This window comes from Rhizobium subbaraonis, from assembly GCF_900220975.1.
GTDB lineage: Bacteria > Pseudomonadota > Alphaproteobacteria > Rhizobiales > Rhizobiaceae > Mycoplana > Mycoplana subbaraonis.
This window is the reverse complement of sequence record NZ_OBQD01000003.1, coordinates 1-16,485: the sequence shown is the minus strand read 5'-3', so window position 1 is coordinate 16,485 and position 16,485 is coordinate 1. Positions and strand designations below refer to the sequence as shown.

General features: G+C 64.7%; 22 protein-coding genes. 17 read left to right on the top strand and 5 right to left on the bottom strand.

The features are described from left to right. The first annotated feature begins 8 nt into the window (after positions 1-8). The 4 genes from CRO48_RS04610 (at position 9) to CRO48_RS04595 (ending at position 3,173) form a co-directional block, all read left to right on the top strand. The gene (locus CRO48_RS04610; protein WP_097136830.1) at positions 9-2,009 is read left to right on the top strand and encodes a conjugal transfer protein TraG; all 2,001 of its coding nucleotides are present in this window, start codon (positions 9-11) and stop codon (positions 2,007-2,009) included. Between the two features lie 9 nt (positions 2,010-2,018). Continuing rightward, positions 2,019-2,444, top strand: coding sequence for a ribbon-helix-helix protein, CopG family (locus CRO48_RS04605; protein WP_097136828.1), 426 nt, complete (start codon positions 2,019-2,021; stop codon positions 2,442-2,444). Positions 2,445-2,505: 61 nt separating this feature from the next. Continuing rightward, positions 2,506-2,766 (top strand): antitoxin, encoded by a 261-nt coding sequence (locus CRO48_RS04600; RefSeq protein WP_097136826.1) that lies wholly within the window; start codon positions 2,506-2,508, stop codon positions 2,764-2,766. Next, the gene (locus tag CRO48_RS04595; protein WP_097136825.1) at positions 2,763-3,173 is read left to right on the top strand and encodes a type II toxin-antitoxin system VapC family toxin; all 411 of its coding nucleotides are present in this window, start codon (positions 2,763-2,765) and stop codon (positions 3,171-3,173) included. Before CRO48_RS04600 ends, CRO48_RS04595 begins: the two co-directional genes overlap by 4 nt. A gap of 46 nt (positions 3,174-3,219) precedes the next feature. On the opposite strand, the gene CRO48_RS04590 is transcribed toward CRO48_RS04595, so the two are convergent. Together CRO48_RS04590 and CRO48_RS04585 are read right to left on the bottom strand one after the other, a co-directional pair. After that, positions 3,220-3,618 carry a VanZ family protein gene (locus tag CRO48_RS04590; RefSeq protein ID WP_097136824.1) on the bottom strand — a complete coding sequence of 133 codons (399 nt, stop codon included), beginning with the start codon at positions 3,616-3,618 and terminating at the stop codon, positions 3,220-3,222. After that, on the bottom strand, positions 3,615-4,265 hold the full coding sequence (locus tag CRO48_RS04585) for a glutathione S-transferase family protein (protein WP_097136822.1): 651 nt from the start codon (positions 4,263-4,265) through the stop codon (positions 3,615-3,617). Before CRO48_RS04585 ends, CRO48_RS04590 begins: the two co-directional genes overlap by 4 nt. Positions 4,266-4,620: 355 nt before the next feature. On the opposite strand from CRO48_RS04585, the gene trbB reads away from it, so the two are divergent. The 11 genes from trbB to CRO48_RS04530 are packed head-to-tail and all read left to right on the top strand — an operon-like array spanning position 4,621 to position 14,361. After that, entirely contained in the window at positions 4,621-5,619 is a 999-nt protein-coding gene (gene trbB / locus CRO48_RS04580) for a P-type conjugative transfer ATPase TrbB (protein WP_009452107.1), read from the top strand. Beyond that, the gene (locus CRO48_RS04575) at positions 5,616-5,945 is read left to right on the top strand and encodes a TrbC/VirB2 family protein (RefSeq protein ID WP_009452106.1); all 330 of its coding nucleotides are present in this window, start codon (positions 5,616-5,618) and stop codon (positions 5,943-5,945) included. Before trbB ends, CRO48_RS04575 begins: the two co-directional genes overlap by 4 nt. After that, the gene (locus CRO48_RS04570; RefSeq protein WP_097136820.1) at positions 5,945-6,226 is read left to right on the top strand and encodes a VirB3 family type IV secretion system protein; all 282 of its coding nucleotides are present in this window, start codon (positions 5,945-5,947) and stop codon (positions 6,224-6,226) included. Before CRO48_RS04575 ends, CRO48_RS04570 begins: the two co-directional genes overlap by 1 nt. Positions 6,227-6,236: 10 nt before the next feature. Beyond that, complete coding sequence (gene trbE, locus CRO48_RS04565) at positions 6,237-8,756, top strand: conjugal transfer protein TrbE (RefSeq protein WP_097136818.1); 2,520 nt, start codon at positions 6,237-6,239, stop codon at positions 8,754-8,756. Beyond that, the gene (gene trbJ / locus CRO48_RS04560) at positions 8,753-9,529 is read left to right on the top strand and encodes a P-type conjugative transfer protein TrbJ (RefSeq protein WP_097136816.1); all 777 of its coding nucleotides are present in this window, start codon (positions 8,753-8,755) and stop codon (positions 9,527-9,529) included. The genes trbE and trbJ overlap by 4 nt, the downstream gene beginning before the upstream one ends. A 21-nt stretch (positions 9,530-9,550) precedes the next feature. Further along, positions 9,551-9,838, top strand: a complete 288-nt coding sequence (gene trbK-alt, locus CRO48_RS04555; protein ID WP_097136814.1) for a putative entry exclusion protein TrbK-alt — start codon at positions 9,551-9,553, stop codon at positions 9,836-9,838. Positions 9,839-9,841: 3 nt separating this feature from the next. Further along, positions 9,842-11,200: a P-type conjugative transfer protein TrbL gene (trbL, locus tag CRO48_RS04550; protein WP_097136812.1), complete on the top strand. Its 1,359-nt coding sequence runs from the start codon at positions 9,842-9,844 to the stop codon at positions 11,198-11,200. Further along, positions 11,197-11,886 (top strand): conjugal transfer protein TrbF, encoded by a 690-nt coding sequence (gene trbF, locus CRO48_RS04545; RefSeq protein WP_097136810.1) that lies wholly within the window; start codon positions 11,197-11,199, stop codon positions 11,884-11,886. Before trbL ends, trbF begins: the two co-directional genes overlap by 4 nt. Further along, the gene (gene trbG, locus CRO48_RS04540; protein WP_097136808.1) at positions 11,883-12,905 is read left to right on the top strand and encodes a P-type conjugative transfer protein TrbG; all 1,023 of its coding nucleotides are present in this window, start codon (positions 11,883-11,885) and stop codon (positions 12,903-12,905) included. The genes trbF and trbG overlap by 4 nt, the downstream gene beginning before the upstream one ends. Continuing rightward, positions 12,902-14,077, top strand: coding sequence for a TrbI/VirB10 family protein (locus tag CRO48_RS04535; protein WP_376780808.1), 1,176 nt, complete (start codon positions 12,902-12,904; stop codon positions 14,075-14,077). The genes trbG and CRO48_RS04535 overlap by 4 nt, the downstream gene beginning before the upstream one ends. Next, positions 14,077-14,361 carry a DUF2274 domain-containing protein gene (locus CRO48_RS04530; RefSeq protein WP_097136805.1) on the top strand — a complete coding sequence of 95 codons (285 nt, stop codon included), beginning with the start codon at positions 14,077-14,079 and terminating at the stop codon, positions 14,359-14,361. The genes CRO48_RS04535 and CRO48_RS04530 overlap by 1 nt, the downstream gene beginning before the upstream one ends. Positions 14,362-14,537: 176 nt before the next feature. On the opposite strand, the gene CRO48_RS04525 is transcribed toward CRO48_RS04530, so the two are convergent. After that, positions 14,538-15,026: a DUF305 domain-containing protein gene (locus tag CRO48_RS04525; RefSeq protein WP_097136803.1), complete on the bottom strand. Its 489-nt coding sequence runs from the start codon at positions 15,024-15,026 to the stop codon at positions 14,538-14,540. A 108-nt stretch (positions 15,027-15,134) separates the two neighbouring features. Then, positions 15,135-15,410 carry a metal-sensitive transcriptional regulator gene (locus tag CRO48_RS04520; protein WP_097136800.1) on the bottom strand — a complete coding sequence of 92 codons (276 nt, stop codon included), beginning with the start codon at positions 15,408-15,410 and terminating at the stop codon, positions 15,135-15,137. 143 nt (positions 15,411-15,553) lie between these two features. On the opposite strand from CRO48_RS04520, the gene CRO48_RS32810 reads away from it, so the two are divergent. Then, positions 15,554-15,961 (top strand): hypothetical protein, encoded by a 408-nt coding sequence (locus CRO48_RS32810; RefSeq protein ID WP_407071890.1) that lies wholly within the window; start codon positions 15,554-15,556, stop codon positions 15,959-15,961. 19 nt (positions 15,962-15,980) lie between these two features. Beyond that, positions 15,981-16,154 carry a hypothetical protein gene (locus tag CRO48_RS32805; protein ID WP_245423425.1) on the top strand — a complete coding sequence of 58 codons (174 nt, stop codon included), beginning with the start codon at positions 15,981-15,983 and terminating at the stop codon, positions 16,152-16,154. A 31-nt stretch (positions 16,155-16,185) separates the two neighbouring features. Here the strand turns inward: CRO48_RS32805 and CRO48_RS04510 are convergent, their stop codons facing one another. Further along, positions 16,186-16,389, bottom strand: a complete 204-nt coding sequence (locus CRO48_RS04510) for a MerR family transcriptional regulator (protein WP_097136798.1) — start codon at positions 16,387-16,389, stop codon at positions 16,186-16,188. Positions 16,390-16,485 lie beyond the last annotated feature (96 nt).

Here is a 16,485-nt window from a genome sequence, read left to right as displayed (position 1 = left end):
AACCTCCCATGTCCGGCACGAAAATCCTCTGGGGCCAGATCAGCATCGTCTTCCTCATCGTTCTCGCCTCCGTCTGGGGCGGCACGCAATGGGTCGCCTTCCGGCTCGGCTTCCAGCCCCAGCTCGGGCCGGCGTGGTTCGAGGTCGCCGGCTGGCCTGTCTATTATCCGCCCGCGCTGTTCTGGTGGTGGTATTTCTATGAAGCCTATGCCCCGCGCATCTTCGCCGAGGGCGGCATCATCGCGGCTTCGGGCGGCTTCCTGTCCATCGCCGTCGCCATCACCATGTCGGTGATGCGCGCCCGCGAGGCGTCCGACATCGACACCTACGGCTCGGCACGATGGGCCGAGCGGTCCGAGATCGAGGGCGCCGGCCTGCTCGGCCAGGACGGTGTGGTGCTCGGCCGATACGAGCGCGACTACCTGCGGCACGACGGGCCGGAGCATGTGCTCTGCTTCGCGCCGACGCGGTCGGGCAAAGGCGTCGGGCTCGTGGTGCCGAGTTTGCTGACCTGGCCGGGGAGCTGCATCGTCCACGACATCAAGGGGGAGAACTGGCAGCTCACCGCCGGCTTCAGGGCGAAGCACGGCCGCGTTCTTCTCTTCGATCCGACCAACGTCGCCTCTGCCGCCTACAACCCCTTGCTCGAGGTCCGGCGCGGCGAATGGGAGGTGCGCGACGTCCAGAATATCTCGGACGTGCTGGTCGATCCGGAGGGAAGCCTTGAGAAAAGGTCGCATTGGGAAAAGACCAGCCACTCGCTGCTGGTCGGCGCGATCCTGCATGTGCTCTATGCCGAGCCGGACAAAACCCTGGCGGGCGTTGCCGCGTTCCTCTCCGATCCACGCCGCACGATCGAGGCCACGCTGGACGCCATGATGGCCACGCGGCATCTAGGAGAGGCCGGACCGCACCCTGTCGTGGCGTCGTCGGCGCGCGAGCTGCTCAACAAAAGCGACAATGAGCGTTCGGGCGTGCTGTCCACCGCCATGTCCTTCTTGGGCTTATATCGCGATCCCGTCGTCGCGGCCGTGACGAGCCGCTGCGACTGGCGCATCGCCGACCTGATCGCCGACCCGCAACCCTCGACGCTCTACCTCGTGGTGCCGCCTTCGGACATCTCGCGGACAAAGCCCTTGATCCGCCTCGTGCTGAACCAGATCGGCCGCAGGCTTACGGAAGATCTCCACGCCAAGGACCGCCGGCATCGCGTGCTGTTGCTGCTCGATGAGTTTCCCGCCTTGGGGAGATTGGACTTCTTCGAGTCGTCGTTGGCGTTTCTCGCGGGCTACGGGATCAAATCGTTCCTCATCGCCCAAAGCCTCAATCAGATCGAGAAAGCCTATGGCCAGCACAATAGCGTGCTCGACAATTGCCATGTCAGGGTCAGCTTCGCCACCAACGACGAGAGGACCGCCAAGCGCGTGTCCGACGCCCTTGGCACGGCGACCGAGATGAAGGCGATGCAGAACTATGCCGGCAGCCGCCTGGCGCCGTGGCTGGGACACATCATGGTGTCGCGCTCCGAGACCGCCCGCCAGCTCCTCACCCCCGGCGAGATCATGCAACTCCCCCCGGACGACGAGATCGTCATGGTGGCAGGCACCCCACCGATCCGGGCGAAGAAGGCCCGCTACTTCCTCGACCCCCGCCTGACCGAACGCATCCTGCCGCCGCCCGATCCGGCGAAGATCGCCAAATCGGTGCGGCCCGATGGCTGGTCGGACCTCAAGCCGCTCAAGCCCGACGCCGATCTGGTCGCGGCCGCCGAACGGGCCGAGAAGGGGAAGGAGGACACGGCCAATTCGAGCCTGCGCCGTGAACCCGAACTGCCCGAACATGTCGAGATCGTCCGCGAGAAGAAGGAGCCGACGCCAGAAGACGAGTTCAAGCACCTGCTCGGCGACGATCAGGAAGACAGCGCCCGGCAGCGTCAGGTCATGCGCCGCCAGATGCGCGGTCTCGCCCGGCAAGCGTCCATGGACCCGAACGACGGTATTGATATGTGAGGATCAACTATGCGCGAACGCCTTTGCCTGACCCTTCCGTCCGACCTGCTCGCCAAGCTGAACGACCTCGCCGACCGCCGCAAGCTGTCGCGATCGGCCGTCGCGGAAGCGGCCATCGCTTCCTTCCTGTCACCCGACGCCCAGGACATGCGGGAGGCTGCCTTTACCCGCCGGCTCGACCGCTTGTCGCGCCAGACCGCGCGGCTGGAACGCGACATGCGTCTCACCGCAGATACGCTGGCGCTGTTCGTCCGCCACTGGCTGACTGTCACGCCGCCGCTTCCCTCAGAGGCTCACGCGACCGCCCAGGTCAAGGGCAAGGAGCGTTTCGAGGGCTTCGTACAGACCCTCGCCATGCGGCTCCAGCAGGGAAGCAGCTTTCTCAGCGAGATCCCCGATGACATTCCGTCACGCAAGGAGGAATCCGATGACTGACCGAGCTTGCGGAATCTGTGCCGTGCGCGTATATACTTCGACGTATATACAGGAGGCCGCCATGCCCCATATCGCCAAGATTTTCCAGTCCGGCAACTCGCAGGCCGTCCGGCTCCCGAAGGATTTCCGCTTCGACGTCGAAGAGGTCGAGGTGTCGCGAGAAGGCGACGCCGTGATTCTACGCCCCAGGCCGGATAAGACCCGACGGTGGGCCTCGCTGCACGCCGCCGTCGAGCGCGGCTTCAGCGCCGACTTCATGGCCGAAGGACGCGACCAGCCGGAAGAACAGGACCGGCCCGAACTCGATCAGGCGTTCCAGTGACCTTCCGCCTGCTCGACACCAATGCAGTGATCTCGCTGGTCGCGCGACGCTCCGAACCGTTGCTGCAACGGGTCGAGGCCAGCGAGCCGGGTTCGCTCGCGGTTTCGTCCGTGGTCGCGCACGAACTCTACTTTGGCGCCTATCGCAGCGAGAGGGTCGCCTACAATCTGGAGACCCTTCGGCTCCTCTTCACCGATCTCGCCATCCTCGACTTCGATCGGGAGGATGGCCGAGTGGCGGGCGAGATCCGGGCCGAGCTGAAACGACGCGGAACGCCGATCGGCCCATACGATACGTTGATCGCCGGTCAGGCCAAGGCGCGGGGCCTCACCCTCGTCACCAACAATACCGGCGAGTTTTCGCGAATAGCCGGATTGCGGATCGAGGACTGGACTACAAACCGATAGGCTCAAGGCCCATCGACAAAATGGGTCGCGGGCTTCGGGATTTGCGCTACAAGCGCGAACGAGCTGCGCGCCAGAGGAAAACCGACACGGCTACGATGATCCAGGCAACGGCAATGCCAACAAGGTTGGGGAAGATGTCGACAACACGGGGATTGTGGCCGATTACCGTGGTCTGAACGAGTTCCCAGCTCACGCCCACAAGAAAAGTCAGCACGGCGGCAAGCCAAACGCGCGAGTAGCCGGTTGCGAGCACGGCGAGAACGAACAGCATAGCCATGGAGGCAATGTGCGGCGTCTTGGTCAGGGCATTGGCGATTGCCTCAAGCGTAACCGTGAAGTCGATCTGTGGGGGACGGCGACCATCAGGAGCCCGGTTGGCAGCCCAAATGCTGGCCAGAGCGAGGGTCGCAAAAGGCAGGACGCGAAGAATGCTTGGAACTTTCATCGCGACGCGCCGGTGAACACCGCCAATTGAGCGGCGAAAGCGCGCTTGTACGCCGGCCGCGCTTCTGCACGGGCGACATAGGCGGAGAGGTTCGGAAATTCCTTCAATATTTCCGACCCCTGCAACCTTTGCAGCACATGCACCATCAGAAGGTCGCCAGCGCTGAAATCGCCGTCGAGCCACTCGCTGTCGTCCAGGCGCGCAGAAAGTTGATTTAACCGTTCGCGAATGCGTTCATCGACCATCTCGAAGCGCTCGCCCTGCCAACTCTTGCCTTCCTCGAAGTTCTCGACGACGTCGCGATCGACGATCGGCGGCTCCACCGTATCGAGCGCAGCGAACATCCACATGATCGCACGCGCCCGCGCATTCGCATCCGCCGGCAGCAGGCCCGGAAAGCGCTCTGCGATATGAAGCACGATCGCGCCGGACTCGAACAGCGTGAGATCACCTTCCTCATAAGTCGGTATCTGCCCGAACGGATTGCGCGCCAAATGCGCGGGCTCCCTGAATGTGCTCCACGGAGCGAGCCGCACCTCGTAAGGCTGGTCCACTTCCTCCAGCGCCCAGCGCACGCGCATGTCCCTCGCCAGTCCCTGGCCGCGATCCGGCGAGCTTTCATCAAAGGCCGTAATCGTAATAGTCATCGCGTTTCCCTCTGTTGTGGCGGGCCGGTTTCCCTGTCTTCACTGTAACGACGAACCATCCAATCCGAATCCGACAAAACGCGCGGAAAACTTCCGGCCTCTGATGCGCAGAGGGCGAGCTTCTGCCGGCTCCCATCAAGGGAAACAGTCGGCATTACTACCTCGGGCGATTCGCCTGATGAGCAGGAGTGACCGCCCGAGGCTTCGATCAGGAAGGCACCACCGCCGTTCTCCTGTATTTGCACGCTGCACTACTACTACGACCGAAACTTGTTGAATCGGCCCGTTTTGCCGTTCTTTTAGTCATCCCCATCCGGGGACCGCCTTCGCCCTCCTCCCCGGAAACGGGGACGAGATGGCTGGCCAAAATCGCAAACAGGCAACGATCGAACGTGGCGCGCGCATGCTCCGCACCGCGCTCGGGCCTGCCATCTCGGACCTGTTGCGCGATCCCTCCATCGTCGAGGTGATGCTGAACCCCGACGGGCGCATCTGGGTCGATCGCCTCGCCGGAGGACTGGAAGACACCGGCGAGCGGCTGACCGCAGAGGACGGCGAGCGCATCGTTCGTCTTGTCGCCCATCATGTCGGGGCCGAAGTCCACGCCCGCGCGCCGCGCGTCTCGGCGGAGTTGCCGGAGAGCGGCGAACGGTTCGAGGGCCTCCTTCCTCCCGTTGTCACGTCGCCGACCTTCGCCATCCGCAAGCCGGCGGTCGCGGTATTCACCCTCGACGATTACGTCGCCGCCGGGATCATGGCCGACGCCCAGGCTGCGGCGCTGCGCGAGGCCGTCGCCTCCCGCGCCAATATCTTGGTGGCGGGTGGCACCTCCACCGGCAAGACCACGCTCACCAATGCGCTGCTGGCGGAAGTCGCCAAGACGCAGGACCGCGTGGTCATCATCGAGGACACGCGCGAGCTGCAATGCGCGGCGCCGAACCTCGTCGCAATGCGCACCAAGGACGGAGTGGCGACACTTTCGGATCTCGTCCGATCTTCGCTGCGCCTGCGTCCCGATCGCATCCCGATCGGCGAGGTTCGCGGCGCTGAGGCGCTCGACCTCCTGAAAGCATGGGGAACCGGCCACCCCGGCGGCGTCGGAACGATTCATGCCGGCTCGGCCATCGGCGCGCTGCGCCGTCTCGAGCAGCTTATCCAGGAGGCCGTTGTCACGGTCCCGCGCGCGATGATCGCCGAAACCATCGACCTCGTTGCCGTCCTCTCCGGCCGCGGCTCCGCGCGCCGGCTTGCCGAGCTTGCGCGCGTCGAGGGCCTCGGCGCGGACGGCGATTACCGGCTCGCCCCCGCCTTTCCAGACCCCATCCCCACCGACCAAACAGGAGACCCCGCATGATCCGTCGTGCCTTCCGCGTCCGCCGCCATATCGCAACCGCCGCCGCCTTCACCTGGGTCGCGCTCCTGACCTCGCCGGCACTGGCCTCGGGCTCCTCCATGCCCTGGGAGGCCCCGCTTCAGTCGATCCTCGAATCCATCGAGGGGCCGGTGGCGAAAATCGTGGCCGTCATCATCATCATTGTCACCGGCCTGACGCTGGCCTTCGGCGATACCGGCGGTGGGTTTCGCAGGCTGATCCAGATCGTCTTCGGCATTTCGATCGCCTTCGCCGCCAGCTCCTTCTTCCTGTCGTTCTTCTCGTTCGGCGGCGGGGCGGTGATCTGATGGCGGCGTTCCTCGAGCAGCTCGACGCCGTGCCGGGGTTCACCGCCCCGGTTCACCGCGCTCTCAGCGAACCCATCCTGCTGGGTGGTGCGCCGCGCTCCGTGGCGATCCTCAACGGCACCGTGGCCGGGGCCGTGGGGCTCGGTCTCCAACTCTGGCTCGCCGGCATCCTGATCTGGGCGATCGGACATCTCGCAGCCGTCTGGGCGGCGAAGCGCGATCCCCTCTTCGTCGAGGTCGCGCGTCGGCATCTGCGCGTGCCTGGCCACTTGTCTGTGTGAGGACCGCGCCATGATGAACCTCGCAGAATATCGCCGCACCGCCTCGCGCCTTGCCGACTACCTCCCCTGGGTGGCGCTGGTCGGCCAGGGCGTCGTGCTGAACAAGGATGGCAGCTTCCAGCGCAGCGCGAAATTTCGTGGGCCGGATCTCGACTCCGCGGTCGCGGCCGAGCTGGTCGGCGTCGCCGCGCGGCTCAACAATTCCTTCCGCCGCCTCGGCTCCGGCTGGGCGATCTTCGTTGAAGCCCAGCGATCCGAGGCCGCGACCTATCCGAATGACGTCTTTCCCGACGCGGCCTCCGCGCTGGTCGATGCCGAGCGCAAGGCCGACTTCGAGGAGGAGGGCAGCCATTTCGTCTCGGACTACTATCTGACCTTCCTGTGGTTGCCGCCGGCCGAGGACGCCGCCCGCGCCGAAAGCTGGCTCTACGAGGGCCGCGAGACCTCCGGCGTCAATCCCTGGGAACTGGTGCGCGGCTTCGTGGATCGCACCGACCGCGTGCTGGCGCTGCTCGACGGCTTCATGCCCGAGTGCCGTTGGCTCACCGACGGCGAGACGCTGACTTATCTTCATTCGACCGTCTCGACCAAACGGCACCGCGTCCGCGTGCCGGAGACGCCGATCTATCTCGACGCGCTGCTCGCCGATGAGGCGCTCACCGGCGGGCTCGAACCGCGCCTCGGCTCCGCGCATCTGCGCATCCTCACCATCACCGGGTTCCCGAGCGTGACCACGCCCGGCCTGCTCGACGATCTCAACCGGCTCGCCTTCCAATATCGCTGGTCCACCCGCGCCATCCTGCTGGACAAGACGGACGCGACCAAGCTGCTCACGAAAATCCGTCGCCAGTGGTTTGCGAAGCGCAAGAGCATCGCCGCCATTCTGAAAGAGGTGATGACGAACGAGCAATCGGCGCTCGTCGACACCGATGCCGCAAACAAGGCGCTCGATGCCGACATGGCCTTGCAGGAACTCGGCGCGGACGTGGCCGGCATCGCCTATGTCACCGCGACCGTCACGGTCTGGGACGAGGACGCCCGCCGCGCCGACGAGAAGCTGCGGCTGGTCGAGAAGGTCGTCCAGTCCCGCGATTTCAGCGTCATGGTCGAGACGGTCAACGCCGTCGACGCCTGGCTCGGCTCGCTGCCCGGCCATGCTTACGCCAATGTGCGTCAGCCTCCGATCTCGACGCTCAACCTTGCCCACACGGTCCCTTCGTCCGCCGTGTGGGCGGGGCCGGAAAGTGACGATCACTTCGGCGCACCCCCGCTGCTCTATGGCAGGACCGAAGGATCGACCCCTTTCCGGCTCTCCCTTCATGTCGGCGATGTCGGCCACACGCTCATGGTCGGCCCGACCGGCGCCGGCAAGAGCGTGCTGCTGGCGCTCATGGCGCTGCAATTCCGCCGCTATGCGGGATCGCAGATCTTCGCCTTCGATTTCGGCGGCTCCATCAGGGCCGCCACTTTGGCCATGGGTGGCGATTGGCACGACCTCGGCGGCCGGCTGACCGAAAGCGCGGATACTTCGGTCTCGCTCCAGCCGCTCTCCCGCATCGAGCAGACGCAGGACCGCGCTTGGGCGGCGGACTGGATCGTGGCGATCCTCCAGCGCGAAGGCGTCACGATCACCCCTGAAGCCAAGGAGCATATCTGGACGGCGCTGTCCTCGCTCGCTTCGGCCCCGATCGAGGAGCGCACGATCACCGGCCTGTCGGTGCTGCTCCAGTCCAACGACCTCAAACTCGCCATCCAGCCCTATTGCGTCGGCGGTCCCTATGGACGGCTGCTCGACGCCGAGTCCGAAAACCTCGGCGATGCTTCCGTCGTGGCCTTCGAGACCGAAGGGCTTCTCGACACCGGCGCGGCTCCCGCCGTCCTCGCCTACCTGTTCCACCGGATCGCCGACCGCCTCGACGGACGCCCGACGATGATCGTCATCGACGAGGGCTGGCTGGCGCTCGGCGATCCGGCTTTTTCCAAGCAACTGGCCGAATGGCTGGTCACGCTCAGGAAAAAGAACGCATCCGTCGTTTTCGCCACGCAGTCGCTCGCCCAGCTCGAAAAGAGCACGATCGCGCCTGCAATCATCGAAAGCTGCCCGACCCGGCTGCTCCTGCCTAACGATCGCGCCGTCGAACCGCAGATCACCGCGATCTACAGGCGCTTCGGCCTGAACGACCGGCAGATCGAGATCCTCGCCCGCGCCATCCCCAAGCGGGACTACTACTGCCAGAGCCGGCGGGGAAACCGGCTGTTCGAGCTGGGTCTGTCCGAAGTCGGCCTCGCGCTCTGCGCGGCGTCCTCCAAGTCCGACCAGGCATTGATCGCCGACATCCTGGCCGAACATGGCCGCGGCGGCTTCCTCGCCGCTTGGCTGACGGCGCGCGGCGTCGAATGGGCGGCCGACCTCATTCCCAACCTCACCAACATCGCTGTTGCGCCTGACCGGCAGGCGCCCGCGCCACAGGCGCCGGTCCTCGACCTCACCGATGCCCTTGAACTCGACCCACAGGAGATCATGCCATGACCCGACACTGCTTCCCCCGTTTCGCCGGCGCTTCCCTGCTTGCACTCACGCTCGCCGCGCCGCTGGCGCTTTCGCCGGCCTTCACCACGCCGGCCCACGCCCTCTTTGGCTTCGGCCGGATCGTTTACGACCCGACCAACCACGCCGAGAATCTTTTGACGGCGGCGCGCACCCTTGAGCAGATCAACAACCAGATCACCTCGCTTCAGAACGAAGCGCAGATGCTCATCAACCAGGCGAAGAACCTCGCGAGCCTGCCCTACAGCTCGCTCCAGGCGCTCCAGCAGAACGTGCAGCGCACCCAGCAGCTTCTCGCCCAGGCGCAGAACATCGCCTTCGACGTGCAGTCGATCGACAGCATGTTCCAGCAGGACTACGGCAATCTCTCCCTCAACGCCACTGACCAGCAGCTCATCGCGGACGCGCGCGGCCGATGGGAAAATACCGTGGGCGGTTTGCAGGACGCGATGCGTGTCCAGGCCGGCGTCGTCGGCAATATCGACACGAACCGCGCCGAGATGTCAGCCCTCGTCGGCGAGAGCCAAGGCGCAACCGGCGCACTTCAGGCGACCCAGGCCGGCAACCAGCTCCTCGCCCTGCAAAGCCAGCAGCTCTCCGACCTCATCGCCGTGATCTCGGCCAACGGCCGGGCGGACGCTCTCTCGGAAGCCGAGCGCACCACGGCCGCCGAGCAGGGCCGCATCCAGCGCGAGCGGTTCCTGACGCTCGGCTCCGGGTATCAGCCCGGCAACGCGCGCATGTTCAACAACTGACGGGCCGGAAAGGGGGACATCATGGACGGCAAGGTGCTGGCCCGGATCGCGGCCATCATATTCATCGCCGTCGCCATCACGGCGACGATCATCGAAATGACCCGCGAGGAAACAACCGGGCCAGCGCCGGCCGCTCCCGTGCTCCAGCCGGCGGCAGATCCGCTGCGCCTAGAGCAGCGGCGTTGCCAGGAGATGGGCGAGGCCGCCGCCAATGACGCCACGTGCCTACGCGTCTGGGCCGAGACCCGCGACCGTTTCCTTGGCCGCTCACCCGCGCCGGAAGCTCCGGCCGAAAGCGAGGGGCGGTGAGCCATGGGCGGCACCGGCGTCATTGACAACTTTCTCGGCATCTTCACCAGCTACATCGATTCGGGCTTTGGCCTGCTCGGCGGTGAAGTAGCCTTCATTGCCACCACCTTGATCGTCATCGACGTGACGCTCGCCGCCCTGTTCTGGGCGTGGGGCGCCGACGACGATATCATCGCCCGTCTGGTGAAGAAGACGCTGTTTGTCGGCGTCTTCGCCTACATCATCTCCAACTGGAACAATCTCGCCCGCATCGTCTTCGAGTCGTTTGCTGGCCTCGGCCTGATGGCCTCCGGCACCGGCTTCTCGACCGCCGATCTCCTGCGCCCCGGCCGCGTCGCGCAGACCGGCCTCGATGCCGGCCGCCCGCTGCTTGAATCCATTTCCGACCTCATGGGGTGGATCGCGGTCTTCGAGAACCTCGTGCAGATCCTGTGCCTGTTCTTCGCCTGGGCGCTTGTGATTCTCGCCTTCTTCATTCTGGCGATCCAATTGTTTGTCACTTTGATTGAATTCAAGCTGACCACGCTGGCCGGCTTCGTCCTCATTCCATTCGGGCTCTGGGGCAAGTCCGCCTTCATGGCCGAGCGTGTTCTTGGCAACGTCGTCTCGTCCGGCATCAAGGTGCTGGTCCTCGCGGTCATCATCGGCATCGGCTCGACCTTGTTCGGCCAGTTCACAACCGGCTTCGGCGGCGCAACCCCGACGATCGACGACGCAATGGCCGTCGTTCTTGCCGCTCTCTCCCTTCTCGGACTCGGTATCTTTGGCCCCGGCATTGCGGCCGGCCTCGTCTCCGGCGGCCCGCAGCTTGGTGCCGGCGCTGCCGTCGGCACCGGCCTCGCCGTCGGCGGCGCGGCGATCGCAGCTGGAGGCGCGACCATGCTGGCCGCGCGCGGTGGCGCGGCCGCGCTATCCAGCGGAGCCGCCCTGGCTCGCGGCGGCGCATCGACCGCTGGCGCGGCCTCGACCGCATACACGCTCGCTTCCATGGGCGAATCCGGTGCGTCGGGCGTCGCGGCCGGTCTCGGCGGTGTTGCTCGCGCCGGTGGCGCCGCCGCGGTCTCGCCGCTGAAGCGCGCCGTCTCCCGCGCGGCCGACAGCCTCAAGTCCAGCCACACCGGAGGCGTCAAGGGCGGCTTCGAGACGACCGGCGGCACTTCCACCATGGGAACGGTCGGCGGGGGAGCCTCACCGGCCCCGGCAAGCGCACCCGCTGCCGACGGCCCGCCCGCCTGGGCGCAGCGCATGCGCCGCAGCCAGGCCCTCAGCCACGGCGTCACGGCCGCCGCCCATGCAGTCCGCTCCGGTGACAGCCACGGCGGCGGCTCCTCTATCAGCCTTTCCGAAAGCGACCGCACATGACTCTGTTCAAACGACCCACCACCCATTTCGGCAAGACGCCGGAACCCGTCACGCCCTATCAGAAGGCCGCCCAGGTCTGGGACGAGCGCATAGGGTCCGCCCGCGTGCAGGCGCGCAACTGGCGCTTCATGGCCTTCGGCTGCCTTTTCCTCTCCGCCGGATTCGCCTCGGCGCTGGTCTGGCAATCTGCGCGCGGCACCGTCGTCCCCTGGGTGGTCGAGATCGACCGCCATGGCGAGTCCCGCGCTGTCGAGCCCGCCGTCGCCGACTATCGCCCGACCGACCCGCAAGTGGCCTGGCACTTGGCCAGATTCATCGAACAGGTCCGGGGGCTGCCCTCCGATCCGATTGTTCTGCGGCAGGCGTGGCTGCGCGCCTACGAGTTCACCACGGACCGGGGCGCCGTGGCGCTCAACGAATACGCGCGGTCAAATGATCCTTTCACCCGTGTCGGCAAAGAGCAGGTTTCGGTCGAGGTCTCCAGCGTGATCCGGGCATCGCCGGACTCGTTCCGCGTGGCTTGGACCGAACAGCACTATGAGAATGGTCAGCTCTCCCGCACCGAACGCTGGACCGCGATCCTCACCATTTTCCTTCAGCAGCCGCGCACCGCGGAGCGCCTGCGCGCCAATCCCCTCGGAATTTATGTGAACGCGATCTCATGGTCGCGGGAGATGAGCCAATGATCCGCAATCCCCACAAAACCGGACTCACGGCTTTCCGTAAATCCGCCTCGGCGGCTTTGCTGGCCACCACGATGCTCGCCGGCTGCGCCACCAACCGCACGCCGCAGTTCAGTTACGATGCCGACGTGCCGGCGCTTCCAGTCGTCCGGACGGCCGTGACCGACAGCACGCCCCGGCCGCTACACACGCCGCCAGGCTGGACCGTCGCGCGCGGCGGCACGGCTGCCACCACCCCGGAGGGCCGTGTTGCTAACGCCAATGCGGCAGCTCGCGTCGAGCCGCGCCGGGAGGGCTACTATAACGCGATCCAGATCTATCCCTGGTCGGAAGGCGCGCTGTTTCAGGTCTATGCCGCCGTCGGCCAGATCACGACCATTGCGCTCGAACCCGGCGAAAGCCTGACCGGCGCCGGTCCGATCGCGGCGGGCGATACGACAAGGTGGATTATCGGCGACACCGAAAGCGGCTCCGGCACGACGCGCCGCGTCCATGTGCTCGTCAAGCCGACCCGCGCCGGCATTTCGACCAACCTCGTTATCACCACCGATCGCCGCACCTACCTCGTCGAGCTGCGCGCGAACGAAGAGACGTGGATGCCGGCAGTCGCCTGGGCCTATCCCGCGCCTCCGGCGAGCCAGCGCGTCACCGCGCCGGCCACGCCGATCATACCGGCCGAATCCGCCCGCAATTATCGCTACGGTCTCACCGGCGGCAATCCGCCCTGGCGCCCGATTACCGTCTTCGACGACGGCCGCCGCGTTTACGTGGTGTTCCCGCGCGGCATCATCCAGGGCGAGATGCCGCCGCTGTTCGTCATCGGTTCGGGCGGCGAACCGGAGATCGTCAACAGCCGCATCCACCAGAACGTGCTCATCGTCGATCGGCTGTTCGGCGCGGCCGAGCTGCGTCTTGGCTCGGGCAAGCAGCAAGAGACCGTCCGCATCGTGCGCGTCCAGCCCGGACAAACCGCCGCGGCCGCTTCCGGCCGAACCACCAAGATCGTGGGAGCGCCGTCATGAGCGGGAATGATGACCGGAAGGAGGAAGGGATTGAACCGGCCGGAGCGGCAGGGCAAACGGCAGGGTCTATGCGCCTGCGCGCCGACGCGCCGCGCGTTACGCGCATTTCGCGCAAAGTTCTGATGGGCGCTGGCCTGGTCGCCGGCATTGGCATCGGCGGAGCGTTGATCTACGCGCTTCAGGTCGTCGAACGCGGCGGCAATCCCGAGGAGCTGATTTCGACCGATCGCCGTCAGACGGCGGACGGATTGCAGGGTTTGCCCGGCAGCTACGGTGACGTGCCGGTCCTCGGCCCGCCATTGCCGGGCGATCTCGGTGGACCCGTGCTGCGCGCCCGCGAGGAAGGTCAGCCGATCCCGGCTACCCCCATGCCGGTTCCCGCAACCGACCCCGAGGAGCAGCGCCGCCTCGCCGAGATGGAAGCCGCCCGCACCAGCGAGATATTCTTCCAGATCAGGGCGGGCCAGACCACGGCCTCGCCCTCGATCCCCACGGTTCCCAGCATGGCCGGGCTGACGGGCGCCGGTGCGCAGGATCGGCACACGGCCTTCCTCAACGCCGAGGTGGACCGCCGCACCGTCGCGCCGGATCGCGTCATGGCGCCGGCGTCGCCCTATATTCTTCAGGCCGGCGCAGTGATCCCGGCCGCGCTGATAACCGGCATCCGTTCGGATCTGCCCGGACAGATCACCGCCCAGGTAACGCAGAACGTCTATGACAGCCCGACCGGCGCGCTCCTCCTCATTCCGCAGGGAAGCCGCCTGATCGGCGAATACGATGCAGGCGTGACGTTCGGGCAGCGCCGCGTCCTCTTGGTGTGGAATCGTCTCATTCTTCCAAACGGCCGCTCGATCGTGCTGGAGCGCCAGCGTGGCGCCGATGCATCGGGCTATGCCGGTCTTGAAGACGGCGTCGACTACCACTGGTGGGACCTGATGAAGGCCGCGGGCCTCTCGACGCTTCTCGCCGTCGGCGCGGAGTTGGCGGCAAGCGATGAAGATCGTCTGATCCGCGCCATCCGCGACGGAGCGCAGGATACGGTGAACCAGGCTGGGCAGCAGATCGTGCAGCGCCAATTGCAGGTCGCCCCCACGCTGACCATCCGACCAGGCTTCCCGGTCAGGGTCATCGTTGCCCGCGACTTAGTCCTCGAACCTTACGGAGCCCACTGATGAGCAATCTCAAGCTCGGCCCGCTGCCCAAGCTCGGCATTGTGCGCATAACCGTGCCAATGCCAGAGCCGCTGAAAGAAGAACTCGACCTCTATGCCGCCGAATACGGTCGCCTCTATGGCGAGGTCGATGCTGCCACGCTGATTCCGCATATGCTGGAAGCATTCCTACGCTCGGATCGCGGTTGGCGCAGCCGCAAATCGAAGCTCGGCGGGAAGAGCCGCGTGGCGGCTTCGGCCCGGCCCGAGGGAGGTGCTAAGCCAAACTTGACCGAAAGTGAATAGCGATCGAGAAGCATCCCCGGCCTTCCTTCGCTCAACTCGGAAAGCAGAGCGCCGCCAAAGGCCGCATGGCGGAGACTGCACCGCAACTTAGGGGAATCTCATCCGGCGCGGCCAACAGGTGGCAAACATTGGCAGACCCGGGCGAGAGGCAAAGTCTCCAATCTTCGAGGTACGAGCTATAGACGCTGCCTAATTTGCTCCATTTGCTGAATCTCCTCGCGTTGCGCCTTTGTGATCGACTCGCACAAAGTTTTCAGTTCGGCATCGCGAAGGTCCGCTTCCCGACACATCAGGATTGCTCCCGAATGGTGGGGAATCATCGAGTCGACGAATTGCCGATCGTCGATCAGCGCCTGACTCCGCGTGGCCCAGAACGAACCGGCGGTTAGCAAAACGAAAAGGAGGTAGAGTACTATATTCACGCTGCGGTGGCGAAACATGCCGGGCATTGTTGCCAGCATGAAGATACCCATTGGAGCCCACATGGTGATGGCCATGTAGAACATATTGAAGTTGTTGCGAAAATCACCCCAACCGTCGATCATCGAGAACATCACGACATACATAACGATGAGACCCAGGATCATATTGATCCAAAACATGAGATATGGTCGGCCGTGGGAACCATCGGAGTGACCGCCATGCGCTTGATGGATTTCTGACATCGGTGTCTCCTTTTGCATGTATAGTACCGGGGTACGCTCAATCACTTTGACGTTGTCATGCGATATGGCCCGGCGTGCTTACTCCGAACCCGTACATCGCTTGCACGCCTAGAGCTTGGCCTTCGCGAAAACGTCGACCAATTCATCAAACTTTCGTCGCTGAACCTCCGCATTGCCCGAGATGATCGCTTCTTCAACGCAACAAGCCGCATGGGCCTTCAGCACTTGAGTTTCGACCTTCGAGAGAGCGGCTTTTACTGCATGAAGCTGATGAAGGATTTCGATGCAATAGCGCTCATCCTCCACCATCTGACCGACGCCGCGGACCTGTCCGGCAATTCGGTTAAGAGAGGTCAGAATACTGCTCCTGTCTTTGTCGCACATGCCAATACCCCTACATGGTATGGGTACTGAACTCTTGAAACGCTGGTCGGTTTCAAAGGGCGTGCAACTTCTCCTTTGCCGCGCAAAGCTCCTTCGCCAGTGCGGTCGGACGTGATGCGACCCGCGTCGTGTCGTGCAACACCATGTCTATCGTCCGAACGCTGACCGCTCTGAAGCGGGCAGGTCTGCTGAAGCGCGCTCAAGGCACCTTGCTGAGACGGGCAACGGACCCTTGGGAAAGCCACCTTGGCGGCATAATGAATACGCTCGTTCCCGAGCCCGAGATACCTAGCCATCAGGGTCCAGATGCCCAGAAAGTCGACCCGGATCTGGATGTCGTGACCATGGCCGTGAAGGTGCCGGAGACAATTGCACATCTGCACTACTGGTCGGTGCAGCTCACGCGAAATGCGGAGAAGGAGGAAGTCCTTGACGCATTCCGCGCGTCGTCCCGGATAGCTCTAGTACGAACGGCCGACGGCCTCACCGCTATCAACACGAACAAGGAACTGATGGCTGACCTCGATAGGGCCGTTCGGCAACCTATATGAAGTCGCGCTATGGGAGGACATGCTGCGCACCGAGCGGGATGAGCTCTTCTACGCCTACATGGTGGACAATCAAGCGATCGTTATTCCTGATACGATCGACGCCATTCGCGCATTGTCTGGCCTGACACAGAATGCCGAGTTTTCCATTGCACGGACCAACACCGCCCTCGGCGTCACGCAACGGTTCTATTAACCCGCAAGCGAGTGCCGCCCAAAAGCGGCACTCATTCGGAAATGCCCGCGACTGCGCCTTTGCGCGGCCTAATCGACACATCCTCGTCCTCCTCATCGGTCTTCAGGCGCGTGAGAATTGGACAGTGAGGGCGATGGTCGCCACGGCAGGCGTTGACCAACATCTTCAGTGTTTGTGCCATTTCCTGCAAGGCTTGGATCTTTCTCTCAAGTTCCGCGATATGACCCTCGGCCAACTGTCCGTCGTCGAATGATTTGAGACTTTTTGGGCGTGGGAAGAATGGAGTTTCCGGCTCGGTTTGCGGGTTGATTTAAGCCGCTTTGGCCTGGTG

What these genes read in the sequence shown, in the direction of transcription:
- CRO48_RS04610 (WP_097136830.1), top strand. Translation starts at nt 9, where the DNA reads ATGTCCGGCACGAAAATCCTCTGGGGCCAGATCAGCATCGTCTTCCTC.
- CRO48_RS04605 (WP_097136828.1), top strand. Translation starts at nt 2,019, where the DNA reads ATGCGCGAACGCCTTTGCCTGACCCTTCCGTCCGACCTGCTCGCCAAG.
- CRO48_RS04600 (WP_097136826.1), top strand. Translation starts at nt 2,506, where the DNA reads ATGCCCCATATCGCCAAGATTTTCCAGTCCGGCAACTCGCAGGCCGTC.
- CRO48_RS04590 (WP_097136824.1), bottom strand. Translation starts at nt 3,618, where the DNA reads ATGAAAGTTCCAAGCATTCTTCGCGTCCTGCCTTTTGCGACCCTCGCT.
- CRO48_RS04585 (WP_097136822.1), bottom strand. Translation starts at nt 4,265, where the DNA reads ATGACTATTACGATTACGGCCTTTGATGAAAGCTCGCCGGATCGCGGC.
- trbB (WP_009452107.1), top strand. Translation starts at nt 4,621, where the DNA reads ATGGCTGGCCAAAATCGCAAACAGGCAACGATCGAACGTGGCGCGCGC.
- CRO48_RS04575 (WP_009452106.1), top strand. Translation starts at nt 5,616, where the DNA reads ATGATCCGTCGTGCCTTCCGCGTCCGCCGCCATATCGCAACCGCCGCC.
- CRO48_RS04570 (WP_097136820.1), top strand. Translation starts at nt 5,945, where the DNA reads ATGGCGGCGTTCCTCGAGCAGCTCGACGCCGTGCCGGGGTTCACCGCC.
- trbE (WP_097136818.1), top strand. Translation starts at nt 6,237, where the DNA reads ATGATGAACCTCGCAGAATATCGCCGCACCGCCTCGCGCCTTGCCGAC.
- trbJ (WP_097136816.1), top strand. Translation starts at nt 8,753, where the DNA reads ATGACCCGACACTGCTTCCCCCGTTTCGCCGGCGCTTCCCTGCTTGCA.
- trbK-alt (WP_097136814.1), top strand. Translation starts at nt 9,551, where the DNA reads ATGGACGGCAAGGTGCTGGCCCGGATCGCGGCCATCATATTCATCGCC.
- trbL (WP_097136812.1), top strand. Translation starts at nt 9,842, where the DNA reads ATGGGCGGCACCGGCGTCATTGACAACTTTCTCGGCATCTTCACCAGC.
- trbF (WP_097136810.1), top strand. Translation starts at nt 11,197, where the DNA reads ATGACTCTGTTCAAACGACCCACCACCCATTTCGGCAAGACGCCGGAA.
- trbG (WP_097136808.1), top strand. Translation starts at nt 11,883, where the DNA reads ATGATCCGCAATCCCCACAAAACCGGACTCACGGCTTTCCGTAAATCC.
- CRO48_RS04535 (WP_376780808.1), top strand. Translation starts at nt 12,902, where the DNA reads ATGAGCGGGAATGATGACCGGAAGGAGGAAGGGATTGAACCGGCCGGA.
- CRO48_RS04530 (WP_097136805.1), top strand. Translation starts at nt 14,077, where the DNA reads ATGAGCAATCTCAAGCTCGGCCCGCTGCCCAAGCTCGGCATTGTGCGC.
- CRO48_RS04525 (WP_097136803.1), bottom strand. Translation starts at nt 15,026, where the DNA reads ATGTCAGAAATCCATCAAGCGCATGGCGGTCACTCCGATGGTTCCCAC.
- CRO48_RS04520 (WP_097136800.1), bottom strand. Translation starts at nt 15,410, where the DNA reads ATGTGCGACAAAGACAGGAGCAGTATTCTGACCTCTCTTAACCGAATT.
- CRO48_RS32810 (WP_407071890.1), top strand. Translation starts at nt 15,554, where the DNA reads ATGTCTATCGTCCGAACGCTGACCGCTCTGAAGCGGGCAGGTCTGCTG.
- CRO48_RS32805 (WP_245423425.1), top strand. Translation starts at nt 15,981, where the DNA reads ATGCTGCGCACCGAGCGGGATGAGCTCTTCTACGCCTACATGGTGGAC.